Source organism: Microbacterium arabinogalactanolyticum, from assembly GCF_030268005.1.
GTDB classification, from domain to species: Bacteria; Actinomycetota; Actinomycetes; order Actinomycetales; family Microbacteriaceae; genus Microbacterium; species Microbacterium arabinogalactanolyticum.
Map to the genome: position 1 here is coordinate 124,942 of NZ_BRZC01000003.1, position 22,864 is coordinate 147,805.

The following is a 22,864-nucleotide window of genomic DNA, read 5'->3' on the forward strand; positions in this document are numbered from 1 at the left end:
CGCTCAGCCGGCCGGCTTCAGCACCAGGGTGTCGACGGTCGCCTTCGCGACGGCCTTCTTCGTGAACGCCCAGGGCTGCTGGACGCCGTCCGCCCAGTCCTCGGTCTGGTCCGTGTAGTGCTCGTTGAACGCATGGCCGCTGGCGCCGGTGAGATGGATCCAGCTCGAGTCGTCGAAGTCGGCGAGGTCGACCACCATGCGCATGGACGGCACGGTGGTGGTCGCGTACGACTCGCCCACCTTCCAGCCCGTGGCGTTCACCAGCGACGAGCCGCCGCTGACCGGGTACGGGCCGCGGTTGAAGAGCATCTCGATCGGCGCGATGCCCGATGAACCGAGCGTGGAGCTCGTCAGCGTCAGAGCGTGCAACGATCCCCAGTTCCAGCGGGTCACGTCATCGCCCTGCAGCTTCGACAGTTCGGCGTACGCCTGCTTCGCGGAGAGCGCGAGCACGGCGTCCATCCCGTCGGCCTTCAGCCTGTCGTTGGTCCACAGCGGATCGGAGGGGTCGTCCAGCATGGCACCCACCACCGTGAACAGCCGCCCCTGATCGCCCGTGGGCAGCGGCACCTCGCGGTCGATGAAGACGTTGCGCACCAGGTTCGACCACAGCACGTTGGCGTAGGCCGCGGCGGGCGAGTCGGCGCGGTTCTGGGCATCCCAGGTCCGCAGCAGGCCGACCGCGGCCTTCGGGCCGTCACCGTCGACCTTCACGTCGGCCATCGCCACGGCGAGCTGCTTGCCGATCCACATCTCGTCGTCCATCTGGATGTCGCGCAGATCCTGCGGCTTCAGGGGAGCCGCGGCCGCCTTCCGCTCGATCAGGTGCGCGATGCGCGCCGCGCGGTAGCCGTAGTCCCAGTCCCGTGACAGGAAGTACGGGTAGTCGTCGGTGACGATCGCGTTGTTCGCCGTGACGATGTAGCCGTCACTCGGGTTGTACGACACCGGCAGGTCCTCGAAGGGGATGAACCCGGTCCAGTCGTACGCGCTGTCCCAGCCGGGCTGCGGCAGCCAGCCGTCACCGGCGCCGCGGATCGGCAGCCGGCCGGGAGCCTGATAGCCGATGTTCCCCTTCTTGTCCGCGTAGATGAGGTTCTGCGCGGGCACGTCGAACAGGGATGCCGCGCGACGGAAGTCGGTGAAGTCCTTCGCGGTGTCGAGCGCGAAGATCGCCTTCGCCGTGGTTCCCGGGTCGAGGGCGGTCCAGCGGATGCTGACGGCCGCGTCGCCCTGCGGGATCTCGGGCCTGTCCGCCAGCGGCAGCACGCCCTCACCCGAGCCCTTGCCCGTTCCGACCACGGGCGCGCCGGCGATCGCCGTGAAGTCGTCCGTGAGGCCGGAGATGATCGGGCCGTGCACGGTGCGCCGGATGGTGAGCGGCACGTCCTCGCCACCCGCGACCTTGATCACGTCCTTCTCGACCTCGATCGGCTGCAGCGCGCCGTCGCGCCAGTACTGGTCTCCCTGCACCTTCTCGATGTACAGGTCGGCCACGTCGGTGGTGAGGTTGGTGAAGCCCCAGGCGATCTTCTCGTTGTGTCCGATCACGATCCCGGGCAGGCCCGAGAAGGAGAATCCGGCCGTGTCGAACGGGCACGACGAGCTGACGGTGGAGCACTTCAGCTGCATCTGGTACCAGACCGAGGGGAGCGCGGCGCCCAGGTGCGGGTCGTTCGCGAGAAGGGGCTTGCCGCTCGCGGTGAGGTCGCCGGAGACGACCCAGGAGTTGGAGCCGATGCCCTCGCCCACCGGACCCAGCAGCATGCTCGCCGCCTCGATCACGCTGTCGGCCTGCTGCCACTGCACGGTGCTGATCGCGTCGGAGACGGTCGTCACGGCGTCGGACACGTCGGTGCCAGTGCCCGGCTTCGTCGAGAAGGATGCCGGGGCCGTGCCGCCCTCGTCGTCGGCATTCGCCGCCAGCGGTTCGACGGTGGAGATCTTCGGAACGATCACGGGGTTCTGCTCGAACGGATACGCCGGGTACACGCGGTCGATGAGCGTCTTGGCATCGGCATCCGATTCGCCGGCCTCGCTCAGCTGCGCCGCGAGCAGCGCACGGTCGGTCTCGTCCCCGATGTTGGTGCGCAGGTCCCATGCCATCGCCTTCAGCCACGCCACCGAGTCGGCGGGCTGCCAGGGCTCTGGCCTGTAGTTCGGGTTCTGCACGCCGAGCACCGCGTACTCCAGCGACAGATCCGCGCCCGAGCGCGATGCCAGGTAGGCGTTCACTCCGGCCGCGTACGCCTCGTAGTAGCCGCGGGTGGTGTCGTCGAGCGCCTTGACCTCCTGCTCGGCGACCTTCCGCCAGCCCAGCGTGCGCAGGAACTTGTCGGTGGGGACCTGCGATGCCCCGAACATCTCCGCGACGCGGCCCGAGGTGACGTGCCGCCGGAAGTCCATCTCGAAGAACCGGTCCTGCGCGTGAGTGAAACCCTGGGCGAAGAAGAGGTCGTCGGTGGACGATGCGGTGATCGTGGGGATGCCGAGGGCGTCGCGCTGCACGGTGACGTTCTTCTCGAGCCCCTTCACGCTGAGCTCGCCGGAGGTCTCGGGGAAGGAGCGCTGGATGGTCCAGACCAGGAAGAAGGCGGCGGCGGTGGCGATGACCAGCAGGGATGCCAGCACGACGAAGGCGATGCGGCCGATCCGGCCGCCGATCGATCGGCGGGGTGCGGTCGTGGTGTCTGTCGTCATCGGCGGGTTCCCCAGGAGTGGATCGTGGGACCCCGTGTCACGGAGTCCGGGTGCGCGTCTCGGGTGACGCGCACCCCGGCATCCTATCCACTCGTTCGGATGATGTCGGCGCGGGGTTCCGAGCGCGGAATATCTGCACTCGGTCCGACAATCTCCTGGTCAGGACTCACATGAGCTTGGTGGAGTGCAGCGCCTGCAGCATCTTCTGGTTGGCGTGGATGAACGGCAGGCGCAGCGCCAGACCGAGCAGCAGCGCCGGAACGGCGAACAGAGCCAGGAAGCCCAGCGAGATCCAGTCGTTTCGGTAGATGCCGGCGATCGCCGAGCGCATCGCGTTCACCGCGTGCGTGGCGGGCAGGAACGGGCTGATGTTCTGGAACCACTGCGGCAGCACCTGCAGCGGATACGCGCCGCCGGAGCCGGAGATCTGGATGACCAGCAGCAGCACCGCCAGCGCCTTGCCCGCGTTGCCGAACGTCACCACGAACGTGTAGATGATCAGCATGAACACCAGGGAGCTGACCCAGCCGGCCAGGAGCAGCAGGAGCGGATGCTGCGGCTGCACCTGCGTGAACAGGATGCTGCCCATGCACACCAGCGAGCTCTGCAGGAGGCCCACGATCGCGAAGATCCCGAAACGGCCGAGGTAGGTCTCGGCGGGGGAGAGCGGCGGAAGCGGAGAGCCCTCGCCCTGCGGCGGATCGACGCGGATCGAGACCGCGGTGAGCAGCGCCCCGACCCACAGGGCGAGCACGGTGTACAGCGGCGTCATCGCGGCGCCGAAGCTCACGACCGAGTACACCGGCACCCGCGTCAGCTCGACGGGCTCGGCGATGAACGTGGCGAGGGCCTTCGGGTCGGAGCCGATCACCTTGCTGAGCTCGCTCAGGTCGCCCGTGTCGATGGCCTTGGTCAGCGCGGCATCCAGCTCGTCGAAGCGGTCGGCGGTCTCGGAGAGCGACTGCGAGATCCCGCTGGTCAGCCCCTCTGTATCCGTCAGCGCAGTGCCCAGCGACCCCGACCCGGTGAGCGACTTCGCGGCGGAGGAGAGCTCGCCGCCGATCGCGTCGATATCGCGGCCGATCGAGGCGAGCGTGCCGGCGAGGGCGTCGAGCTTGGGCTGCAGGCTCCCCGTGTATGCGCTGCGGGCATCCTGTACGGCCGCCTTCGCCTCGGCGATCAGCCGGGAGATCTCGGCGTGCATGGCCTGGCTGTCGGCGTTGCCGTCGGCGATCTGCGTGGCGCCCTCCTCCAGCCGGTCCTGCAGGGCCTGCTCACGGGCGATGGCGGCGTCGATCCGCGACACGGCGGCATCGAACGCGTCCAGGGTGCTCTCCGGGAGCAGGGGACGCACGGTGGTCACCAGGTCGTCGCGCAGCCTCTGATGCTGATCGACCTGCGTCTGCACCCGGGTCGCGACGGCGCGCAGAGACTCGGCCGAGCTCGTCGCCTGCGCGTTCATCGACGCGAACACGTCATCGACGCTGTCGGCGACCGCCTGATAGCTGTCGGCCGTGCCGGAGAGCGCGTCGCCGAGCGCGGAGGTGGTCGAGGCGAGCGTCTGCTTCAGCGACTTCGCGGCCTGCTTGCCGTCGCCCAGCGCGCCGGTGGCGCTGCGCAGGGCATCGCCGGAAGCGGATGCCAGCCCCGAGGCGCTGTCGACAAGAGGACGGCTCGACGCGATCAGCGCGGTGAACATGTCGGCGGTCGACGCACCCGCGCGCAGCTGCGCGGCCACCTCGCCGACGTGGGCCTGCAGACGGGACAGCGCGGCCTGGGTGTCGGCATCGTCGAGGTACTTGGACAGCGACGTGATGATGCCGAGGCCCGCCTCGCTGAGCGTGGACGTGAACGCCTCGTTGATGGTCGTGGCGACCTCGCCGGCGCCCTGTCCCGTGATCTTCGGGGCCAGCGCGTTCTTCTTCTCGTTCGTGTAGTACTCGATGCGGGTGCGCTCGGCGCCGTTCGAGTAGAAGGTCATCATGTCGGTGCTGAACGTCGGCGGCAGCACGATCGCGGCGTAGTACGCGCCCGATCGGGTGCCGTCGATCGCGTCGTCCTTCGAGGTGAACACCCAGTCCAGGTCGTGGTTCGCGCGGAGTGTGGAGAGCACCTGGTCGCCCACGTTCAGGCGGATCGGCACGAGGTCGCTCTGATACCCCTCGTCGGTGCTGGCGACGGCGACCTTGAGGTTCTTGGTGTTGTCGAACGGGTTCCAGCTGGCGATCACGTTGAACCACGTGAACAGCGAGGGGATCACGACCAGGCCGAAGAGCACGATCACGGCCATGACGCTGCTCGTGGCACGGCGCAGATCGAAGCGGAGCACCTGCAGGATGTTCCTCATGCGCGCTCCCCTCCTTCCTGGGCGTCGTGGTCTTCAGCGTCGTGCGGTGATGTGTCGTGCGGTGGTGTGTCGTCGGGCTCCGGATGCTGCGCGGCGGCGTCTTCGGGGGCGTCGACCGCCTCGGCATCCGCGGGATCCGGTTCCGTCTCGACGTCGGCTTCTGCCTCGACATCGGCGTCCGTCTCGGCATCCGGGCCGAACAGCTCGTCCAGCACGGCGGTGTCGTCGTCGTCCGTCTCGTCGTCGTCCGTCTCGGTGGTGACGTCCGTCCGCTCGAGCACCGCGGTGCGCACGGCATCCGTCCCGCCCGCCGACGCGACGGACGTCCCGGCACCCGCGAGCAGCACGCCGTCGCCGGCGGTCTCGTCGATCAGCGCCTGGCGCAGCTCGGCATCCGGCATCTCACCCAGCTCGGCCGCCTGCTCGATGCTCTGCTTGATGTACTCCAACGCGACGAGGAACGCGATCAGGATCAGGCACCACAGCGCCCACAGGCCGAGCATGGTCGCCTTGGCGCCCGGCAGCAGCCAGGCGGCGACGCCGATCACGGCCATCACCGCGGCGCCGACGATCAGGGTCAGCCGCAGCCGGGTGGAGTACCGCTCGGTGAACCTGCGTGCGCGCTCCGCGACCTGGGCGCGGTAGCCGTCGCCGTCGGTCAGGGCGCGGATGATCTGCGGTGTGTGACGGCGACCGGTGATCTGCACGTCCTCGCTCACCAGCAGCTGGCTCTCCGACAGCCTGCGGTTGAACAGCAGGGCGAAGTTGCCGAGCCGGCGGCGCAGGAACAGCCCGAGCGCGAACGCCAGCACGACGTAGATCGCCAGCGTTCCCATGGCCCGCCACCAGGCGCCGTCGTAGAAGCCGCTGATGGTCTCGCGCAGGGCATCGATTCCGTAGGTGAACGGCAGGAACGGGTAGAGCCCGCGGAAGAAGTCCGGCATCATCTCGATCGGGTACAGGCCGGATGCCCCGGGGATCTGGAAGATCACCAGCAGGATGCACAGGCCCTTGCCCACGTAGCCGAAGCACACCGAGAGCGCATAGATGATGCTGAGGTACGCCAGGCCGATGAGCACGCTGGTGCCCACGAAAGCGAAGGCGTTCGCGGTCTGCACGCCGATGAACAGGTTGCCCACCGAGACGAGCACGGCCTGGCACACGCCGATCGCGGCAAACAGCATCCAGCGGCCGAGGTAGGCCTGCCGCACGGTGACGCCCTCGACACCCTCGGTGTCGACCTCGAGACGGAAGATCACCATCAGCACGAACGCGCCGATCCAGAGGGTGAGGTTCGTGAACAGCGCGGCCATCGCCGAGCCGTACGCCTTGGTCGGGAACATCGCGTTCTCGTGCACCTCGACGGGTGAGGCCATGAAGTTCGCGATCTGCTCGGGGTCGAGCCCGGTGATGGTGCTCAGCCGGTTCCAGATGTCGGCGGCGCTGAGCGCCAGCACGTCCGTGCGCACGCCGCTCAGGCCGGACTCCGCCGTGGCGAGGTTGCCGTCCAGTGCGCCGAGCGCCGTGGTCGTCGAGGCCAGCTGGGTCTTCAGCCCCGCCAGCAGGTTCTGCGCCTGCGTGATCTGGGAGCGCTGCGCACCGAGAGCCGCCGAGAATCCGTCCGCGCTGGCCGACAGCGCGGACATCGCGCGGTTGAGCTCGGGGACGCTCTTCGTCAGCGCGTCGCGGATGGCTCCGGCCGAGGTGGCCGCCTGGGAGGTCGCGGCATTCACCTTGTCGGCCGCGGTCCTGACCGATCCGATCGTGTTCGTGACGTCGCCGTTCAGCGTCTTCAGCTGGTCGAGCACCTGCTGGTCGTCGGCATTGCGCTGCTTCAGGTCGTCGATGGCCTGGCGGAGCTTCTGCGCGGCCTCGGAGCCGGGGTCGGTCTGGTCCAGCACGGACTGCAGCTCGTCGAGCGCGGCACCGTTCGCCTTGACAACCGCCGACAGGTCGTCGATCGCGGTGCCGACCGCCACGTTCGCCTGCTGGAGCCCCGCCGACAGCGTCGCGATCGAGGCGTTCATCTTCGACGAGGCGTCGGCGATGAGCGTGGCGCCCGACACGTATGCGGAGGTCACCTTGTCGGTGACCGTGAGCAGCTCCTGCTGGGCCTCGGCGGCGAGGGACTGCGCCTGCGCGACCGCGGTCTGCACCTTGCCGAGCGTCTTGTCTACCCGGCCCAGGGTGCCCGCCGCGCTGTCGAGCCGGCTCTGGGCATCCGTCAGCCCGCTCTGCAGCTCGGTGATGCGCCCGCGCGCGGCGGAGACCTTCGCGACGGCGTCGTCGAGCGCAGCGACCGAGCTGTCGCGCGCGTCGCCGAGGCGATCCTCGACATCCGCTCCGACGCCCTTCAGCTGCTCGGTGACCGCCTTCGAGACCACCGACACGAAGGTGCCGTTGATCTGGTTGTCGAGGGTGGAGGCGCCGACGTCGGTGATCTTCGGCGCGATCGCGTTCGCCTTCTCGTTGACGTAGTACTTCAGCTCGGGCCGGATGAAATCGCCGGTGGTGATGCTGAGGAAGTCGCGACTGAAGTCCGGGGGGATGATGATCGCGGCATAGCTGCGGCCGCTGCGCACGGCATCCATCGCCTCGTCCTCGTCGAGGAACTCCCAGCCGAGCTGGTCGTTCTTCTCGAGCTGATCCACCAGCTCCCCGCCCACGTCGATGCTGCCGGTGAGGTCGGAGGACGCGCCGTCGTCCTGGTTGACGATCGCGACGCTGACGTGCTGGGTGTTCGAGTAGGGGTCCCAGAACGCGACGATGTTGAACCACGCGTACAGCGACGGGGTGACGATGACGCCGATGATGATGATCCACGCCTTGCTGACACGTGCGAGGCGGCCGAGATCGCGGCGGAACACGCTCCACGCGTTGGGCATCGCACCTCCCGGCAGGCCAGCGGCATTCCGAGCATAGGGGCTCACGCGGCGGGCTCCGCAGCAATCGAGGCGAGGGCGATGTCGGGGTGGGCGGCGAGCAGGGCATCCGCTTCGCGCCAGGAGAGACCGGCGATGCTCAGCACAGTGCGCACGGCGAGGTTTGCGGCGCCCGCGCTCGACGCATCCGTGCGGGCCACCACCGTGCGCGCCATCTCCTCGATGAGGCGGGCGAGGGTGGGAGCTGCGAGGTCGGTGCGGAAGCTGCCGTCGTCCTGCCCGCGGCGCACCAGATCGGCGACGGCGCGGCGGAGAGGTGCGAGCGCGTCGGCGGTGTGCTCGACGTGGGCTTCGTCCAGGGCGAGCGCCGCCGCGAACTGGACATGTGCGGCCTCCTGCCACAGGCGCGCGGCCAGTCGGGCGAGGGCGAGCCGGGCGTCGGCATCGGAGATCGACTCCGCGATGGCGTTGAAGCGCTGGGCGCCGGTCGAGATCAGCTCGCGGATGAGAGCGTCGCGATCGTCGAAGTGGCCGTACAGGGTGCGGCGGGACAGCCCGGCGCTGCGTGCGATCACGTCGACGGAGGCGTGCGGATCGGTGGCCAGAGCCGTGCGGGCGGCATCCAGGATGCCGGCACGGTTCGCCAGCGCGTCGGCTCGGGGCGCACGGGTGGTCATGCATCCAGAGTACATAACTTGCACAGTAGTGTGCAAGTTGATTCGGGGGACTCACAGCATCCGGCACCGTCCGCCCCGCGGCATCCGCTGGGTCGGGGCGATGCCGCCCGATCTGCTGACGATGACCCGATCTGCGGAGGGATGCCGTCATTTCGGCGGCGGATCGGGCCGGCGTCCGCAGATCGGGCGCGGATACGACGAAGCCCCCGGCGCCGTCGGAGGGCACCGGGGGCGTCGGAAAGGTGTGTCAGTCGGTGCCGGAGTCGAAGGCTGCGCCCTCGGATGCCGCATCCACGGCCTCCGCGAGCTCCTCGTCGGCGGTCTCGGAGGCGGCGATCTCGTTCGCGCCGCCCGCGGTGACCTTGCCGACGAGCTCGCCGGTGGCGCCGCCGACCAGGCCGAGCCCCGCGTACTGCTCCAGGCGCGAGCGCGAGTCGGCGATGTCGAGGTTGCGCATGGTGAGCTGGCCGATACGGTCCACCGGGCCGAAGGCGGCATCGCCCACGCGCTCCATCGAGAGCTTCTCGGGGCCGTACGACAGGTTCGGCGAGACGGTGTCCAGGATGGTCCAGTCGTCGCCGCGACGCAGGCGGATGGTGACCGAACCGGAGATCGTCAGGCCCACCCAGCGCTGGATCGACTCGCGCAGCATGAGCGACTGCGGCTCCAGCCACCGGCCCTCGTACATCAGTCGGCCGAGGCGGCGTCCCTGCTCGTGGTACGTGGCGAGGGTGTCCTCGTTCAGGATGCCGTTGACCAGGCGCTCGTAGGCGATGAACAGCAGCGCCATGCCCGGGGCCTCGTAGATGCCGCGCGACTTGGCCTCGATGATGCGGTTCTCGATCTGGTCGCTCATGCCCAGACCGTGACGGCCGCCGATCGTGTTGGCCTCCATGACCAGGGCCACCGGGTCGCTGTACTCGACGCCGTTGATGGCGACCGGGCGGCCGCCCTCGAACGTGACCGTGATGTCCTCGGTGGGGATCGAGACCGACTCGTCCCAGTACTTCACGCCCATGATCGGGTCGACGGTCTCGAGCGAGACGTTCAGGTGCTCGAGCGTCTTCGCCTCGTGCGTGGCGCCCCAGATGTTGGCATCCGTGGAGTACGCCTTCTCGGCCGAGTCGCGGTACGGGAAGCCGCGCTCGACGAGCCACTCGCTCATCTCCTGCCGGCCGCCGAGCTCGGTGACGAAGTCGGCGTCGAGCCACGGCTTGTAGATGCGCAGACGCGGGTTGGCGAGCAGGCCGTAGCGGTAGAACCGCTCGATGTCGTTGCCCTTGTAGGTGGAGCCGTCGCCCCAGATGTCCACCCCGTCCTCGCGCATGGCGCGCACGAGCAGCGTGCCGGTGACGGCGCGGCCCAGAGGGGTGGTGTTGAAGTACGTCTTGCCGCCGGAGCGGATGTGGAACGCACCGCAGGACAGGGCGACGAAGCCCTCCTCGACCAGGGCGGTCTTCGCGTCGACCAGGCGCGACGCCTCGGCGCCGTACTCCAGCGCGCGGCCGGGGATCGAGGCGATGTCGCTCTCGTCGTACTGGCCCAGGTCGCCGGTGTAGGTGAAGGGGATCGCGCCCTTCTCGCGCATCCACGCGACGGCGACGGAGGTGTCGAGACCACCGGAGAACGCGATGCCGACCTTTTCGCCGACGGGGAGGGACTGGAGCACCTTGGACATGCGCTCAAGTCTATCGGCGTGTCGCGGGTGGCCCCGTGCGGGTTGCGGAGCCCTCACCGTCCGGAGTGCGCCGCCAGCTCGCCCTGCGGGGAGTCCGCGTCCGTCATGGCGGAGAGGAAGCGGACGACGGCCTCGCGGTCGGCGGCGGGGAGGGATGCCACGGCGGTGAACCGTCTGGCGTGCTGCCGGCCGATCGTGTCGTGCGCCGACCGGCGGGTGCTCTCGGTCACCCGCAGGCACATCGTCCGCCTGTCCGACGGATGAGGGGCCCGGATGAGGTGCCCGCCGTCGACGAGGCGGTCGACGAGCTTCGTGGTCGATGCGCTCGAGATGCCCACCTCGTGCGCGATGTCCTTGGGCGTGACGAGGATGCCCTGCTCTGTCGCGCGGATGATCATCCGGATCGCCCGCATGTCGCTCTCGTTGAGCTTCATGTAGCGCTTGGACGCCTCGGACAGCTCCCGTGCGGCGGTCTGCCATCGTCGCAGCGCCTCGAGCACGCGGAAGCACGAGTCGACCTCGTCCTGGGACATGCCTGAGCGGTCGATCAGGTCGGAGTCCGGCGAGAAGTAGTGCATGAGTGCCATTCTGTGCGATTCCATCCCGGCGCGTGCGTCGATTCATTCTAGCTGTTACGCTCGGCATAACTCTTTCCTGGCTAACGAAATGGACGGTGACGAGGTGGAGGAGATGGTCGTTCTCGTGGACGAGGGCGGTGCACCGATCGGCGAGATGCCGAAGCGGAGCGTGCACGGCACGTCGACGCCGCGTCATCTGGCGTTCTCCTGTCATCTCGTCGACAGGCGCGGCCGGCTGCTCGTGACCAGGCGCGCGCTGGTCAAGGCCACGTGGCCCGGCGTGTGGACGAACGCCCTGTGCGGGCATCCGCTCCCGGGCGAGGCCATGGAGGATGCGGTGCGCCGCCGCGCCTGGTTCGAGCTCGGCGCGGAGATCAGGGCGGTCACGTGCATCCTGCCCGACTTCGGCTACACGGCCCGCGATGCATCGGGCATCCAGGAGAACGAGCACTGCCCGGTCTTCATCGCGGAGGTGGTGAGCCCGCTCGTCCCGCATCCCGACGAGGTGGACGAGGTGGAGTGGACGACGGTGGGCAAGCTGAGCGCCGCCACCTCCGCGGCGCCCTGGGCTTTCAGCCCATGGCTGGTCGCCCATCTTCCCGCCCTCGCGCCTCACCTCCTCGAGGCCACGGCGAGGCATCATGCCTGAGCCCGCCGCCGATCTCGGACCTCGCACCGACGTGTTCGAAGCGCGACTGAGCGAGATCCTCATCAGGTACGCGGAGCGGTCGCGCGCGTTCTCCGCGCCATACACGGAGCTGTGGGAATCGCTGGCGAGGATGGCCGCGGGCGGCAAGCGGATCCGACCGCGCATGCTGATGGACGCGTACGAGGCACTCGGTGGCGCCGACCGGCGAAGCGCCCTGGATGCGGCGTGCGCGATGGAGCTCCTGCACCTCGCCCTCGTCATCCACGACGACGTGATCGACCGCGATCTGGTGCGGCGCGGTGAGATGAACATCACCGGACGGTTCGCGGCCGACGCGGTCGTCCGCGGCGCATCGCCGGAGGCCGCACGCGCGTGGGGCGAGGCGTCCTCGCTTCTCGCCGGCGACCTCGTCCTGACGGCGGCGCACTCCCTCCTCGCGCGACTGGACGTCGCCCAGGAGCAGCGCGAGGCGATCCTCGACGTGTTCGACGACGCCGTGTTCGAGAGCGCGGCGGGCGAGCACGACGACGTCTGGCTGAGCCTGCACCTGGAGGAGATCTCGCCGCAGGAGGTGCTGGAGATGGCCGATCGGAAGACGGCGTCCTACTCCTTCGCCGCACCGCTGCTGCTCGCGGCGATCCTCGCCGGCGCGGGCCGGGACCTGATCGCCGAGCTGAGCACCATCGCCCGCCGGATCGGGGTCGTCTACCAGCTGCGAGACGACGTGCTCGGGCTGTTCGGCGATGAGGGCCGGACGGGCAAATCGGCGCTCAGCGACCTGCGCGCGGGCAAGGAGACGCTGCTGGTCGCCTATGCCCGGTCCGATCCGGCGTGGGCCGCCGTCAGTGCGCTCTTCGGAGACCCCGACCTCAGCGTGGGCGACGCTCAGCTCATCCGGAGCGTGATCGAGGAGTCCGGGGCGACCATCTTCGTCGAGTCGATGATCGCGGAGCGCTGCGACGAGGTGGACCGGCTGGTCCGGGCATCCGGGCTGCCCGAGGCGCTCCGTGAGCAGCTCCTCGCCCTGACAACGGCCTGCGTCTCGAGGATCTCGTGAACGGTCTGGATCTCTACAACGAGACGGCCCAGGCGAGCGCCGCCGTCGTCATCCGCCGCTACTCGACGTCGTTCAACTGGGCCAGCCGTCTGTTCGACCCCCCGGTGCGAGAGCACATCGCCCGCATCTACGCCCTGGTGCGCCTGGCGGACGAGCTGGTCGACGGGCCTGCCGAGACGGCCGGGCTGGACACCCGGATGCGCCAGACGCTGCTCGACGAGCTGGAGGCCGAGACCGGACGCGCGCTGCGGATCGGCTTCAGCGCGAACCTGGTGGTGCACGCCTTCGCCCTGACCGCGCGAGAGCACGGCTTCGGGACCGACCTGAGCGCCCCGTTCTTCGCATCGATGCGGCGGGATCTCGGCGAGGGGACGTGGGATGCCGCCGCATTGGACGAGTACATCCACGGCTCCGCTGAGGTCGTCGGACTCATGTGCCTGGCGGTGTTCGAGTCGCGCCGCATCCGGGGAGGAGCCCCGTCCCGCAGCGACGAGGAGAACCGCGTCCTGCAGGAGGGGGCGCGGCGACTGGGGGCCGCGTTCCAGAAGGTCAACTTCCTGCGGGACTACGCCGACGACCGCGGAGAGCTCGGCCGCACGTACTTCGCCGAGACCGCCGACGGACTCACCGAGGAGGCGAAGAATCGGATCGTCGCGTCGATCAGAGCCGACCTGCACGTCGCCGACCGCGCCGTGCCACTGCTCGACCGCGCCGCACGCGCCTCGGTGTGGGCCGCGCAGGCCATGTTCCGAGAGCTCACCGACCGCATCGCCGCGACGCCGGCGGAGGTGCTCGCGGTCACGCGCGTCCGCGTGCCCGACACGGTCAAGGCGGGCATCCTCGTGCGGGCGCTGGCCATGAAGGCGTCACGATGAGCGCGTCCCGGGTCGTCGTCATCGGCGGGGGAGTGAGCGGACTCGCGACCGCATGCCTGCTCGCCCGCGACGGACACAGCGTCACTCTGCTCGAGAGGAGCGGTGAGCTCGGCGGACGTGCGGGGGCGTGGGAGCAGGACGGCTTCGCCTTCGACACCGGTCCGTCCTGGTACCTGATGCCGGAGGTGTTCGACCACTTCTACCGGATGATGGGCACCGACACCGCCGAGCAGCTCGACCTGGTGCCGCTCGAACCGGGCTACCGCGTCTACAGCGAGGCATCCGAAGACGCACCCGAAGGCGCCACCGCGGCGATCGATGTCCCGGCCGGTGCCGACCGCGTCGCCGCCCTGTTCGAGGGGCGCGAGCCCGGGTCGGGAGATCGGGTGCGCCGCTACCTGGCATCCGCGACGCGCACCTACCGTGCAGCGGTCTCCTCGTTCCTCTACAACCCGTTCTCCTCCTGGCGCAGCTTCACCTCCCCGGCGGTGCTGGCCGCGGCGCCCGCCGTCGTTCCGCTGCTCACGCGCTCGCTGTGGTCGTTCATCGCCCGGCGCTTCGGCGATCCGATGCTGCGCAAGATCCTCGGCTACCCCGCCGTGTTCCTGGGCACCTCGCCGTTCGACGCCCCGGCGCTCTACCACCTGATGAGCCATATGGATCTCGTCGACGGCGTGCGGTACCCCCTGGGCGGATTCCGCGCGTTCGTGGCGTCGCTGGCCGCGCTGGCGACGGACGCGGGCGTCGAGATCCGCACCGGCAGCGACGTCGTGCGGATCGTCAGCGAGCAGGGGCGTGCGCGCGCCGTCGAGTTCGAGCAGGACGGCCGGACGCAGCGGCTGGATGCCGACATCATCGTCTCCGCGATCGACGAGCATCACACCGAGACCGCGCTGCTGGCCCCCGAGGACCGGTCCTACCGGCCCGGTCGGTGGCGCCGGCAGGTGACCGGTCCGAGCGCGGTGCTGGTGCTGCTCGGCATCCGCGGGAAGATCCCGCAGCTGCCCCACCACACGCTGCTCTTCTCGGACGACTGGCGCGAGAACTTCGATGCGATCTTCGGTGCGACCCCGCGGGTGCCCCGCCCGCCGTCGATCTACGTCTGCAAACCCAGCGCGACCGACGACTCGGTGGCGCCCGCCGATGCGGAGAACGTCTTCGTGCTGGTGCCCCTGCCGCCCGACCCGGCGATCGGCCATGGCGGCACGGGGCGTGCCGGCGACCCGAGGGTCACGGCGATCGCGGATGCCGCGGTGGCGCAGATCGGGCGCTGGGCGGGCATCCCCGATCTGGAGTCGAGGATCATCGTGCGGCGCACGATAGGACCCGCCGACTTCGAGTCGGACTTCAACACGTTCCGGGGCAGTGCGCTGGGACCGGCCCACACCCTGAGGCAGAGCGCGTTCCTGCGCGGCGTCACACGCTCGCGCAGGGTGTCAGGGCTGTTCTACGCCGGTGCGACGTCGGTTCCGGGGGTCGGCCTGCCGATGTGCCTGATCAGCGCCGAGCTCGTGCTCAAGCACATCAGGGGCGATCACTCCGCTGGCCCGTCGGAGGTGCGATGAGTCTCGTGTACGCAGTCGCACTCCTGCTCAGCGGGGCGTGCCTGGTGCTGCTCGACCTGCGCTTCGGGCTGGTGCTGCGCCGGCGGCCGGTCGCGACGGCGATCGCGCTGGCCGTGGGACTGGCCTTCTTCCTCGCCTGGGATGCCGCGGGCATCGCCCTCGGAGTGTTCCGTCACGTCGATTCACGGTGGGCGAGCGGAGTGCTGCTGGCGCCGGAGTTCCCGGTCGAGGAGCTGCTGTTCCTGCTCTTCCTCAGCTATCTGACGCTGATCCTGCTGAGCGGGTGGCGGCGCTGGAGCGAGAGCAGGGACCGGCGATGACCTATCTGCTCCTGTCGACGCCCTTCGTGTTCGCGGCGCTCGTCCTGTTCGGGATCGGCGCGGCGCATGCGCGACGCCGGGATGACCTGCGGCGGTATCTGTCCGCGTGGGGTGCGAGCACGGCCGTGCTGCTGGTCCTCACCACCGTGTTCGACAACATCATGATCGCGGCGGGTCTCTTCGACTATCGCGAGGACGGCATCTCGGGCGCGCGCATCGCGCTGATGCCGGTCGAGGACCTGCTGTACCCGATCGCGGGAGCGCTGCTGCTCAGCGGTGTCTGGCAGCTGCTGGATGCCGCGCGCGCACCGGGAGGACACTCCGATGCCTGATCGCCCCTCCGTCGTGCGCACGCTGTTCGTCGCCTCGCGGCCGCTGAGCTGGATCAACACCGCCTTCCCCTTCGCCGCCGCGTACTTCCTCACCACAGGGCGGGTCGACACGGCACTCGTGATCGGCACGCTGTTCTTCCTGGTGCCGTACAACCTCACGATGTACGGCGTGAACGATGTGTTCGACTACGAGTCGGATCTCGCCAACCCCCGCAAGGGCGGCGCCGAGGGTGCCAAGCTGCCTCCGGCACTGCATCCGATCACGCTGTGGTCGTCGGCGGTGCTCATGGCCGTCTTCGCCGTGGTGCTGGTGGTGCTCGGCGCGCAGCGCCCGCTGTCATGGCTCGTGCTCGCGATCAGCGTGTTCGCGGTGCTCGCCTACTCGGTGCCGCGGCTGCGCTTCAAGGAGATCCCGGTCCTCGACTCGCTCACCTCGAGCACGCACTTCGTCACCCCGGCGCTGTACGCCTTCGCGCTCGCCGGCACGACCCTGACACCGCCACTGATCCTCACGATGGTCGCGTTCTTCTGCTGGGGCATGGCCAGTCACGCGTTCGGCGCGGTGCAGGACATCGTTCCCGATCGCGAGGCCGGGATCGGCTCCATCGCGACGGTGCTCGGCGCCGCCAGGACGGTGCGGATCGCGATCCTGCTGTGGGCGCTCGCCGGAGTGCTCATGCTGTTCGCGCCGTGGCCGGCGTCGCTGGCGGCGCTCGCCGCCGTGCCGTACATCGTGATCGTCGCCCCCTTCGCCGGCGTGGACGACGCGCATTCCGGTTCGGCCAACCGGGCCTGGCGCCGGTTCCTCGCGATCAACTACGCGGTCGGCTTCGCGGTGACGATGCTGCTGATCCTGTGCGCCATGGAAGGGCTGTTCGCATGACCCGAGTACTCGTCACCGGTGCCACCGGTTACATCGGCGGTCGGCTGGTCCCCCAGCTGCTGGACGCCGGTCATGAGGTGAGCGTCTTCGTGCGCTCCGCATGGAAGCTGCGCGATGTGCCGTGGCGCGGCCGGGTGAAGGTCTTCTCGGGAGACCTGGGGGATCCGATCGCCGCGCGGCGCGCCATGGCCGGCATCGAGGTCGCCTTTCACCTGGTCCACTCGATGAGCTCGGGCCGTGGATTCCGCAGCGTCGAGAGGCAGGGCGCGGAGACCTTCGCGGATGCCGCCGCCGCGTCCGGCGTGCGCCGCGTCGTCTACCTGGGCGGCCTGCACCCTCGCAGCGGCCGGCTGTCGGAGCATCTCGCCTCGCGGGCGGAGGTGGGGCAGGTGCTGCTGGATGCGCCGGTGCCGGCGATCGTCTTCCAGGCGGGGATCGTGATCGGCTCCGGCTCGGCGTCGTTCGAGATGATCCGGCATCTGACGGAGGTGCTGCCGTACATGCCCGCGCCCCGCTGGGTGCGGAACAGGGTGCAGCCGATCGCCGTGCGCGACGTGCTGCGGTACCTCGTGCGGTCGGTGGATGCGCCGGGAGACCTGAACCGGACGTTCGACATCGGCGGACCCGACATCCTGCGATACGGGCAGATGATGAACGGATACGCGGTCGAAGCGGGTCTGCCGCAGCGGCACATCGCCGCGCTGCCCGTGCTGACCCCCTGGCTCGCGTCGCAGTGGGTCAGCCTGGTCAGCCCCATCCCGCGCCAGATCGCGGTGCCGATCATCGCCTCGCTGCAGAACGACTGCATCATGAGCGAGCACGACATCGACGAGGTCATCCCGCCGCCCGAGGAGGGGCTGCTGCCGTACCGCACCGCCGTGCGGCTCGCTCTGCGGCGCGAGGCCGACGGCGAGGTCGAGACCAGCTGGCAGAGCGCGACCGTGCCCGGTGCGCCGAGCGATCCGCTGCCGAGCGACCCGGACTGGGCCGGCCACACCGTCTTCACCGACCTTCGCGAACGCAGGAGCGGCACCTCGCCGGACTCCATCTGGCGTGTGATCGAGGCGATCGGCGGGGAGAGGGGCTGGCACTCGTTCCCTCTGGCGTGGGCGGCCAGAGGGTGGATCGACCGTCTCGTCGGCGGGGTGGGGATGCGCCGCGGCCGCAGGCATCCGTCCCGCGTGAACAGCGGAGACGTCATCGACGTGTGGCGCGTGGAGTCGGTGGAGCGGGGACGGATGCTGCGGCTGCGCGCGGAGATGAGGATGCCCGGCCGCGGCTGGCTGGAGCTGGGAGTGGAGCCCGACCCTGCCGGCGGCAGCGTGTACCGTCAGCGGGCGATCTACTTCCCGAAGGGACTCAGCGGCCGCCTCTACTGGCTGGTGCTGCTGCCCTTCCACGGCATCATCTTCAACGGCATGGCGCGCAGCATCCTGCACGAGGCCGAGCGCAGCGAAGCAGCCGCACCGAGTCTCAGCCCCGGCTGAGGTCCGCGAAGCGCTCGCGGAGCGGATGCTGCCCCCCGAGCCCCGCGAGGGAGACGGCGCCGTCGAGGCCCGAGCCGGCAGGAGGCACGAAACGGGCGTCCGGGCGCGCGGCGCGCACCGCATCGGCGAATGCCGCGCGGATCAGGTCCGAGCCGAACACGCCGCCGACGGCTCCGACGGCGGCGTCGTCCGGGGCATCGGTCACGCGCAGCGCGGTCGTCACGGCCAGGGCCAGTTCGGTCGCCGCCGCGCGGCAGATGCCGGCCGCGACCTCGTCGCCGGTGGCGGCGAGCAGCGCGGTGGGCGCGGCGAAGGATGCCACCGTGCGCACGCGATCCTCGGATGCCTGCAGCGCGGTGTACGCGGAGTCGAGGTCCGGCCAGCGGTCCTGCACCACGGCGGTCAGCGCGGTGGCGGGACCGCGCCCATCGTGCGCGCGCATCACGGCATCCAGCGCGGAGCGCCCGATCCAGTACCCGCTGCCGGCGTCTCCCATGATGTAGCCCCAGCCGTCGACGCGGGTGGAGTGCTCGGGGCCGACGCCGAGAGTGACCACCCCGGTGCCTGCCGCGACCACGGCGCCGTACCTGTCGCCCAGCACGCCCAGGAACGAGGTGACCGAATCGTGCGTCACGACCACGCGGCGCACGCCGGCGAGTGCGGGATGCGTGAGCAGCGCGGATGCCTCGGCATCCGCGTCCGTGAGTCCGGAGACTCCGAAGGTGATGGTGTCGGGGGAACCGCCGGCGGAAGCCACGACCTCGGCCAGCTGCGGCAGCAGTGGTCGATCGGTGAGCACACCGGAGAACAGCGCATCCGTCGCCGTGCCGTCGGCACGGATCAGGCGGGTCTTGATGCCGGTCTGCCCGGCGTCGATCGCGAGCAGCGCGCGCTGTTCCTGTGACAAAGACGTGTCCTCTCCGTGGCGGGCCCCGTGCCAGCGTAGGACATCGACTGGGTGGGATGTCCGCCGAAGTCAAGCCCCGATGGGTTCGGCGCGGAGCGCGGTGTACTTGAGCTCCGTCCCGTGAAGGAGGCTCCTGTGGCATCACTGTGGCTCGACACCCAGCGCGAACCCGTTCCCTCGGATGCATTCGATCCGGATGCCCGCTACGACGCGGTCGTCGTCGGGGCGGGACTCACCGGCCTGACCACCGCACTGCTGCTGGCCAGAGCGGGGCTCGCCGTGGCCGTGCTCGAGGCCCGCTCGATCGGCGCGGTCACGACGGGCCACAGCACCGCGAAGCTGAGTCTGCTGCAGGGCGGCGTGCTGTCGGGCATCCGCTCCCGTGGCTCGAGGCGGGTGCTGCAGGCGTACGTCGATGCGAACCGGGAGGGCCGCGACTGGATGCTGCGCTACCTCGACGAGCACGATGTCGAGGTGCAGCGCCGTGACGCGTTCACCTACGCCGGCTCATCGGAGGGGACGGAGCTGCTGGATGAGGAGTTCGAGGCGTGCCGGGATGCGGGACTCGATGTCGAGCGGGTGACCGAGACCGGCCTCCCCTTCGAGACCCATGGGGCCCTGCGGCTGCCGGATCAGGCGCAGTTCGACCCGATGGACGTGCTGCACGCGCTCGCCGCCGATCTGCGCTCCCGCGGCGCGGTGATCGTGGAGGGCGTGCGGGTGAAGGACGTCGACACGGGCGACACGTGCCGCGTGATCACGCCGCTCGGTGATGTGCACGCGACGACCGTGGTGCTCGCCACGGGCACGCCGATCCTCGACCGCGGCCTGTACTTCGCCAAGCTGAAGCCGTCGCGCTCCTACGCGCAGGCGTACCGGGTTCCGGGCGGCGGACTCCCGCACGGCATGTACCTCTCCATCGACACGCCGGGCCGCTCCCTGCGCACGGCCCCGGTCGGCGGGGAGGAGCTGCTGCTCGTCGGCGGCAACGGGCACACGGTCGGTCGTGAGGACGACACCCGGCGGCTCGCCGACGACCTGGAGGACTGGACGCGGCAGAGGTTCCCGGGCGCCGAGCGCACGCACGCCTGGTCGGCGCAGGACTACGAGTCGATGAACCTCGTGCCGTTCGTCGGGTGGATGCCGCGCACCGGGCATCGCGTCGCCCTGGCGACCGGGTACAACAAGTGGGGGATGACGAACGCCGTCGCCGCGGCCCTGAGCATCGCCGCGGACGTCCTGGGCGGCAGTATCCCGTGGGCGAAGACGCTGCATCATCGGGTGACCCTGCCGAAGGATGTCGCCCACGGCGTCGCGGCGAACGCCCAGGTGGCGGGCCGGCTCGCCTCCGGCTGGGTGGCGTCCGGCCTGCATCCGCTGCCGGAGGATCCGCCCGTCGAGGGCGAGGGCGCCGTCGGGGCGTACGACATGGAGCCCACCGCGGTCTCGACCGTGGACGGCACCACCTGCCGCCTGTCCGCCGTGTGCACGCACCTCGGCGGCATCGTCACCTGGAACAGCGCGGAGCGCAGCTGGGACTGTCCGCTGCACGGGTCCCGCTTCGACGCGCAGGGCCGGCTGCTGGAGGGGCCGGCGGTCGAGGATCTGCACGCGATCGACGAACCGGAACTGCCCGGCGACGCGCATGAGCCCGTGGAGGACCCGGACGAGAACCCGGATCCTCCTGACGCGGCGGACGCTCGCTGATCCTCGCGGCCTCAGGACGCGACTGCGGCTCCGCCGCGCGGTGCGATCGCGAGAGTGATCAGGCGCTGGGTCGCTCGGGTCTGCGCGACGTAGAGATCGCGGAGGCCGGCTTCGCTGTGGCCTTCGATCTCGTCCGGATCGACGACGATCACCGTGTCGAACTCCAGCCCTCGTGCGTCGGGCGCGGGCACGACCGTGACGCCGTCTCCTGCGAACCCCGCATCCAGCGCTCGGATGCGGCGCGGCGCGGCGATGATCCCGATCAGACCCTGAGGATGCTCGTCGCGCACCCGAGCGACCAGGTCGCCGAGCGCGCGATCGGCATCGGCGACGGTGTGGTGGCTCGGGACTTCGCCGTGACGGATCGAGTTCGACAGCCGCTGCGACGGGGCGATGCGGGCGAGCACCGGGCGGGTCGCGTCGAGGATCTCGGCGGTCGTCCGATAGTTGACGGTCAGCGTGTGGTGCGCGTATCGACCGTCCACGAACGGCTCCAGCGCCTCCTCCCACCGCGTGACCGTCGTCGTCGGGCCCGCCTGGGCGAGGTCGCCGACGATGGTCATCGAGCGGCTGGGGCAGCGGCGCATGAGCATGCGCCACTCCATCTCGGAGAGCTGCTGCGCCTCGTCGACGACGACGTGCCCGTAGGTCGCCTCGGGGGTGCCGTCCACGAGCGCACGCGCTTCGTCGAGTGCCGCGAGATCAGCCCCGCTCCATCCCGCGCCCGCCCCGGACACGACTGCGGCGATCTGCTCGTCCGAGAGCTCCGGCGCGCAGAGCGCGAGCGCCTCAGGATCCGCGAGCAGGCCGAGCAGCACGTCCTCCGCGCGAAGCGCGGGCCACACCCCGGAGACGATCCGACCGATGCCGGCATCGTCGAGCAGATCGTCGCGGATGCGATCCCAATCGATGTCCAGGCCGCCGGGGGACGATTCGAGACCGTGCGGCTCCGGCTCGCCGTGCTGATGCGCGAACATGCGGTCGAGATCGACTCCGACCTCCTTGAGCTCCTCCTCGAAATCCGCCATCTCCTTCGCGGTCTGCTGCTCCAGTTCGTCCACCAGGTCGTCCACCACGTACTCCAGGAACAGTCCCCGTGCGCGGTTGTGGCCGACGCCGCCCTGCAGTGCGCTGCGGCGGGCCGCGTCGACGCGCCGGGCGTCCAGGACCACCGATCCGTGCGCGGTGTCGAGTCGCAGGGGCACGCCGAACGGCTGCCGCTCCCGCACCTTTCGCGCGATCGCCTCCGCGAAGGCGATGCGGCCCTTGGCCCGTGCCACCGCATCCGGTTCGGACCTGGTCGCCTCGACCGCGACGAGGTCCGGTGTCGTGGCCAGGTCGACATCGTTCTCCCCGAGCGAGGGGAGCACGTCGGAGATGTAGTCGAGGAAGCGCCTGTTGGGCCCGAACACGAGCACACCCCGCTCAGCGACGGACGGAAACGCGTAGAGCACGTAGGCGGCCCGATGCAGCGCGACGATCGTCTTGCCCGTTCCGGGGCCGCCGTCGACGACCATCACGCCGCGGTGCTCTGAGCGCACGATCTCGTCCTGCTCCCGCTGCAGCGTCGATGCCGCCTCGCGCATGCGCCCCGTCCGCGCCCCGCTCAGTGCGGACACGAGCGGTCCATCGCCCACCACGTCCTCGCCGGTCGGGGCGGTCCCGTCCAGGATCTCGTCGGAGACGCCGACGACCAGGCGCCCATCGAGACGCAGGTGACGACGACGGCGCAGGCCCGAGGGAGACGCCGGCGTGGCAGCGTAGAACGGTCGAGCCGCCTCCGCCCTCCAGTCCACCAGGAGGATCTCACCCGACTCGGTGCGCAATCCGACACGGCCGACATGCATCGACGTTCCGGCGCTGCTGTCGATGCGTCCGAAGCACAGCGAGCGCTCCGCCAGCCGAAGGCGACCGAGCTCCCCGCTCAGGCGTGCGAGTTCGGCATCCCTCGCCAGACGAGACCCCGGTCCCTCGGCCGGAGAGGCGGCCACGCGCGCCTGTGCGGCCGCGAGGGCGGACTCCTCCGCATCCAGGCGCGCAAACATCCGCTCCACCGCACGCTGCTCGGATCCCCGCTGCTCCGTCTTGTCCACGACCATTTCCGTCACCCGTGGCTCCCTTCGTCCAGCGTCCACCTTGAAGGGTTCGGCCGGCAAAGACAACGTTGACTTCTCGGCCCGGATTTGGCCTCCTGACCAGCGCATCCGCTCACGGCGTCAG

Annotated in this window: 17 protein-coding genes; 9 read left to right on the plus strand and 8 right to left on the minus strand. The window is 70.0% G+C overall.

All coding sequences use genetic code 11. From position 1 onward, the window contains the following. Positions 1-3: 3 nt before the first annotated feature. The 6 genes from MIAR_RS03035 to MIAR_RS03060 all read right to left on the minus strand — a co-directional run bounded on the left by MIAR_RS03035 (position 4) and on the right by MIAR_RS03060 (position 10,871). Positions 4-2,700 carry a penicillin acylase family protein gene (locus MIAR_RS03035; RefSeq protein WP_285631103.1) on the minus strand — a complete coding sequence of 899 codons (2,697 nt, stop codon included), beginning with the start codon at positions 2,698-2,700 and terminating at the stop codon, positions 4-6. Positions 2,701-2,866: 166 nt separating this feature from the next. Beyond that, a complete protein-coding gene (locus tag MIAR_RS03040) occupies positions 2,867-5,047 on the minus strand; it encodes a YhgE/Pip family protein (protein ID WP_285631106.1) in 2,181 nt (726 codons plus the stop codon). After that, complete coding sequence (locus MIAR_RS03045) at positions 5,044-7,932, minus strand: YhgE/Pip family protein (protein ID WP_285631109.1); 2,889 nt, start codon at positions 7,930-7,932, stop codon at positions 5,044-5,046. Before MIAR_RS03045 ends, MIAR_RS03040 begins: the two co-directional genes overlap by 4 nt. A gap of 41 nt (positions 7,933-7,973) precedes the next feature. Next, the gene (locus MIAR_RS03050) at positions 7,974-8,606 is read right to left on the minus strand and encodes a TetR/AcrR family transcriptional regulator (protein WP_285631112.1); all 633 of its coding nucleotides are present in this window, start codon (positions 8,604-8,606) and stop codon (positions 7,974-7,976) included. 247 nt (positions 8,607-8,853) lie between these two features. Next, positions 8,854-10,284: an argininosuccinate synthase gene (argG, locus tag MIAR_RS03055; RefSeq protein ID WP_285631115.1), complete on the minus strand. Its 1,431-nt coding sequence runs from the start codon at positions 10,282-10,284 to the stop codon at positions 8,854-8,856. 53 nt (positions 10,285-10,337) lie between these two features. Beyond that, the gene (locus MIAR_RS03060) at positions 10,338-10,871 is read right to left on the minus strand and encodes a MarR family winged helix-turn-helix transcriptional regulator (RefSeq protein WP_285631118.1); all 534 of its coding nucleotides are present in this window, start codon (positions 10,869-10,871) and stop codon (positions 10,338-10,340) included. A gap of 79 nt (positions 10,872-10,950) precedes the next feature. Between MIAR_RS03060 and idi the strand changes: the two genes are divergently transcribed. The 8 genes from idi to MIAR_RS03100 are packed head-to-tail and all read left to right on the plus strand — an operon-like array spanning position 10,951 to position 18,030. Beyond that, a complete protein-coding gene (idi, locus tag MIAR_RS03065; protein ID WP_285631121.1) occupies positions 10,951-11,511 on the plus strand; it encodes an isopentenyl-diphosphate Delta-isomerase in 561 nt (186 codons plus the stop codon). Continuing rightward, entirely contained in the window at positions 11,504-12,568 is a 1,065-nt protein-coding gene (locus tag MIAR_RS03070; RefSeq protein ID WP_285631125.1) for a polyprenyl synthetase family protein, read from the plus strand. Before idi ends, MIAR_RS03070 begins: the two co-directional genes overlap by 8 nt. Further along, complete coding sequence (locus MIAR_RS03075) at positions 12,565-13,443, plus strand: phytoene/squalene synthase family protein (RefSeq protein WP_285631128.1); 879 nt, start codon at positions 12,565-12,567, stop codon at positions 13,441-13,443. Before MIAR_RS03070 ends, MIAR_RS03075 begins: the two co-directional genes overlap by 4 nt. Beyond that, a complete protein-coding gene (gene crtI / locus MIAR_RS03080) occupies positions 13,440-15,008 on the plus strand; it encodes a phytoene desaturase family protein (protein ID WP_285631130.1) in 1,569 nt (522 codons plus the stop codon). The genes MIAR_RS03075 and crtI overlap by 4 nt, the downstream gene beginning before the upstream one ends. Further along, entirely contained in the window at positions 15,005-15,328 is a 324-nt protein-coding gene (locus tag MIAR_RS03085; protein ID WP_285631133.1) for a lycopene cyclase domain-containing protein, read from the plus strand. Before crtI ends, MIAR_RS03085 begins: the two co-directional genes overlap by 4 nt. Beyond that, positions 15,325-15,660: a lycopene cyclase domain-containing protein gene (locus tag MIAR_RS03090; protein ID WP_285631136.1), complete on the plus strand. Its 336-nt coding sequence runs from the start codon at positions 15,325-15,327 to the stop codon at positions 15,658-15,660. Before MIAR_RS03085 ends, MIAR_RS03090 begins: the two co-directional genes overlap by 4 nt. After that, on the plus strand, positions 15,653-16,543 hold the full coding sequence (locus tag MIAR_RS03095; protein WP_285631139.1) for a prenyltransferase: 891 nt from the start codon (positions 15,653-15,655) through the stop codon (positions 16,541-16,543). The genes MIAR_RS03090 and MIAR_RS03095 overlap by 8 nt, the downstream gene beginning before the upstream one ends. Then, on the plus strand, positions 16,540-18,030 hold the full coding sequence (locus MIAR_RS03100) for an SDR family oxidoreductase (protein ID WP_285631141.1): 1,491 nt from the start codon (positions 16,540-16,542) through the stop codon (positions 18,028-18,030). Before MIAR_RS03095 ends, MIAR_RS03100 begins: the two co-directional genes overlap by 4 nt. On the opposite strand, the gene MIAR_RS03105 is transcribed toward MIAR_RS03100, so the two are convergent. Then, positions 18,017-18,937 carry an N-acetylglucosamine kinase gene (locus tag MIAR_RS03105; protein WP_285631143.1) on the minus strand — a complete coding sequence of 307 codons (921 nt, stop codon included), beginning with the start codon at positions 18,935-18,937 and terminating at the stop codon, positions 18,017-18,019. The genes MIAR_RS03100 and MIAR_RS03105 overlap by 14 nt on opposite strands. A gap of 135 nt (positions 18,938-19,072) precedes the next feature. On the opposite strand from MIAR_RS03105, the gene MIAR_RS03110 reads away from it, so the two are divergent. Beyond that, on the plus strand, positions 19,073-20,644 hold the full coding sequence (locus MIAR_RS03110; RefSeq protein ID WP_285631145.1) for an FAD-dependent oxidoreductase: 1,572 nt from the start codon (positions 19,073-19,075) through the stop codon (positions 20,642-20,644). Positions 20,645-20,655: 11 nt separating this feature from the next. Here MIAR_RS03110 and MIAR_RS03115 read toward each other — a convergent pair whose 3' ends face one another. Further along, positions 20,656-22,743, minus strand: coding sequence for a HelD family protein (locus MIAR_RS03115; RefSeq protein ID WP_285631880.1), 2,088 nt, complete (start codon positions 22,741-22,743; stop codon positions 20,656-20,658). Between the last annotated feature and the right edge of the window lie 121 nt (positions 22,744-22,864).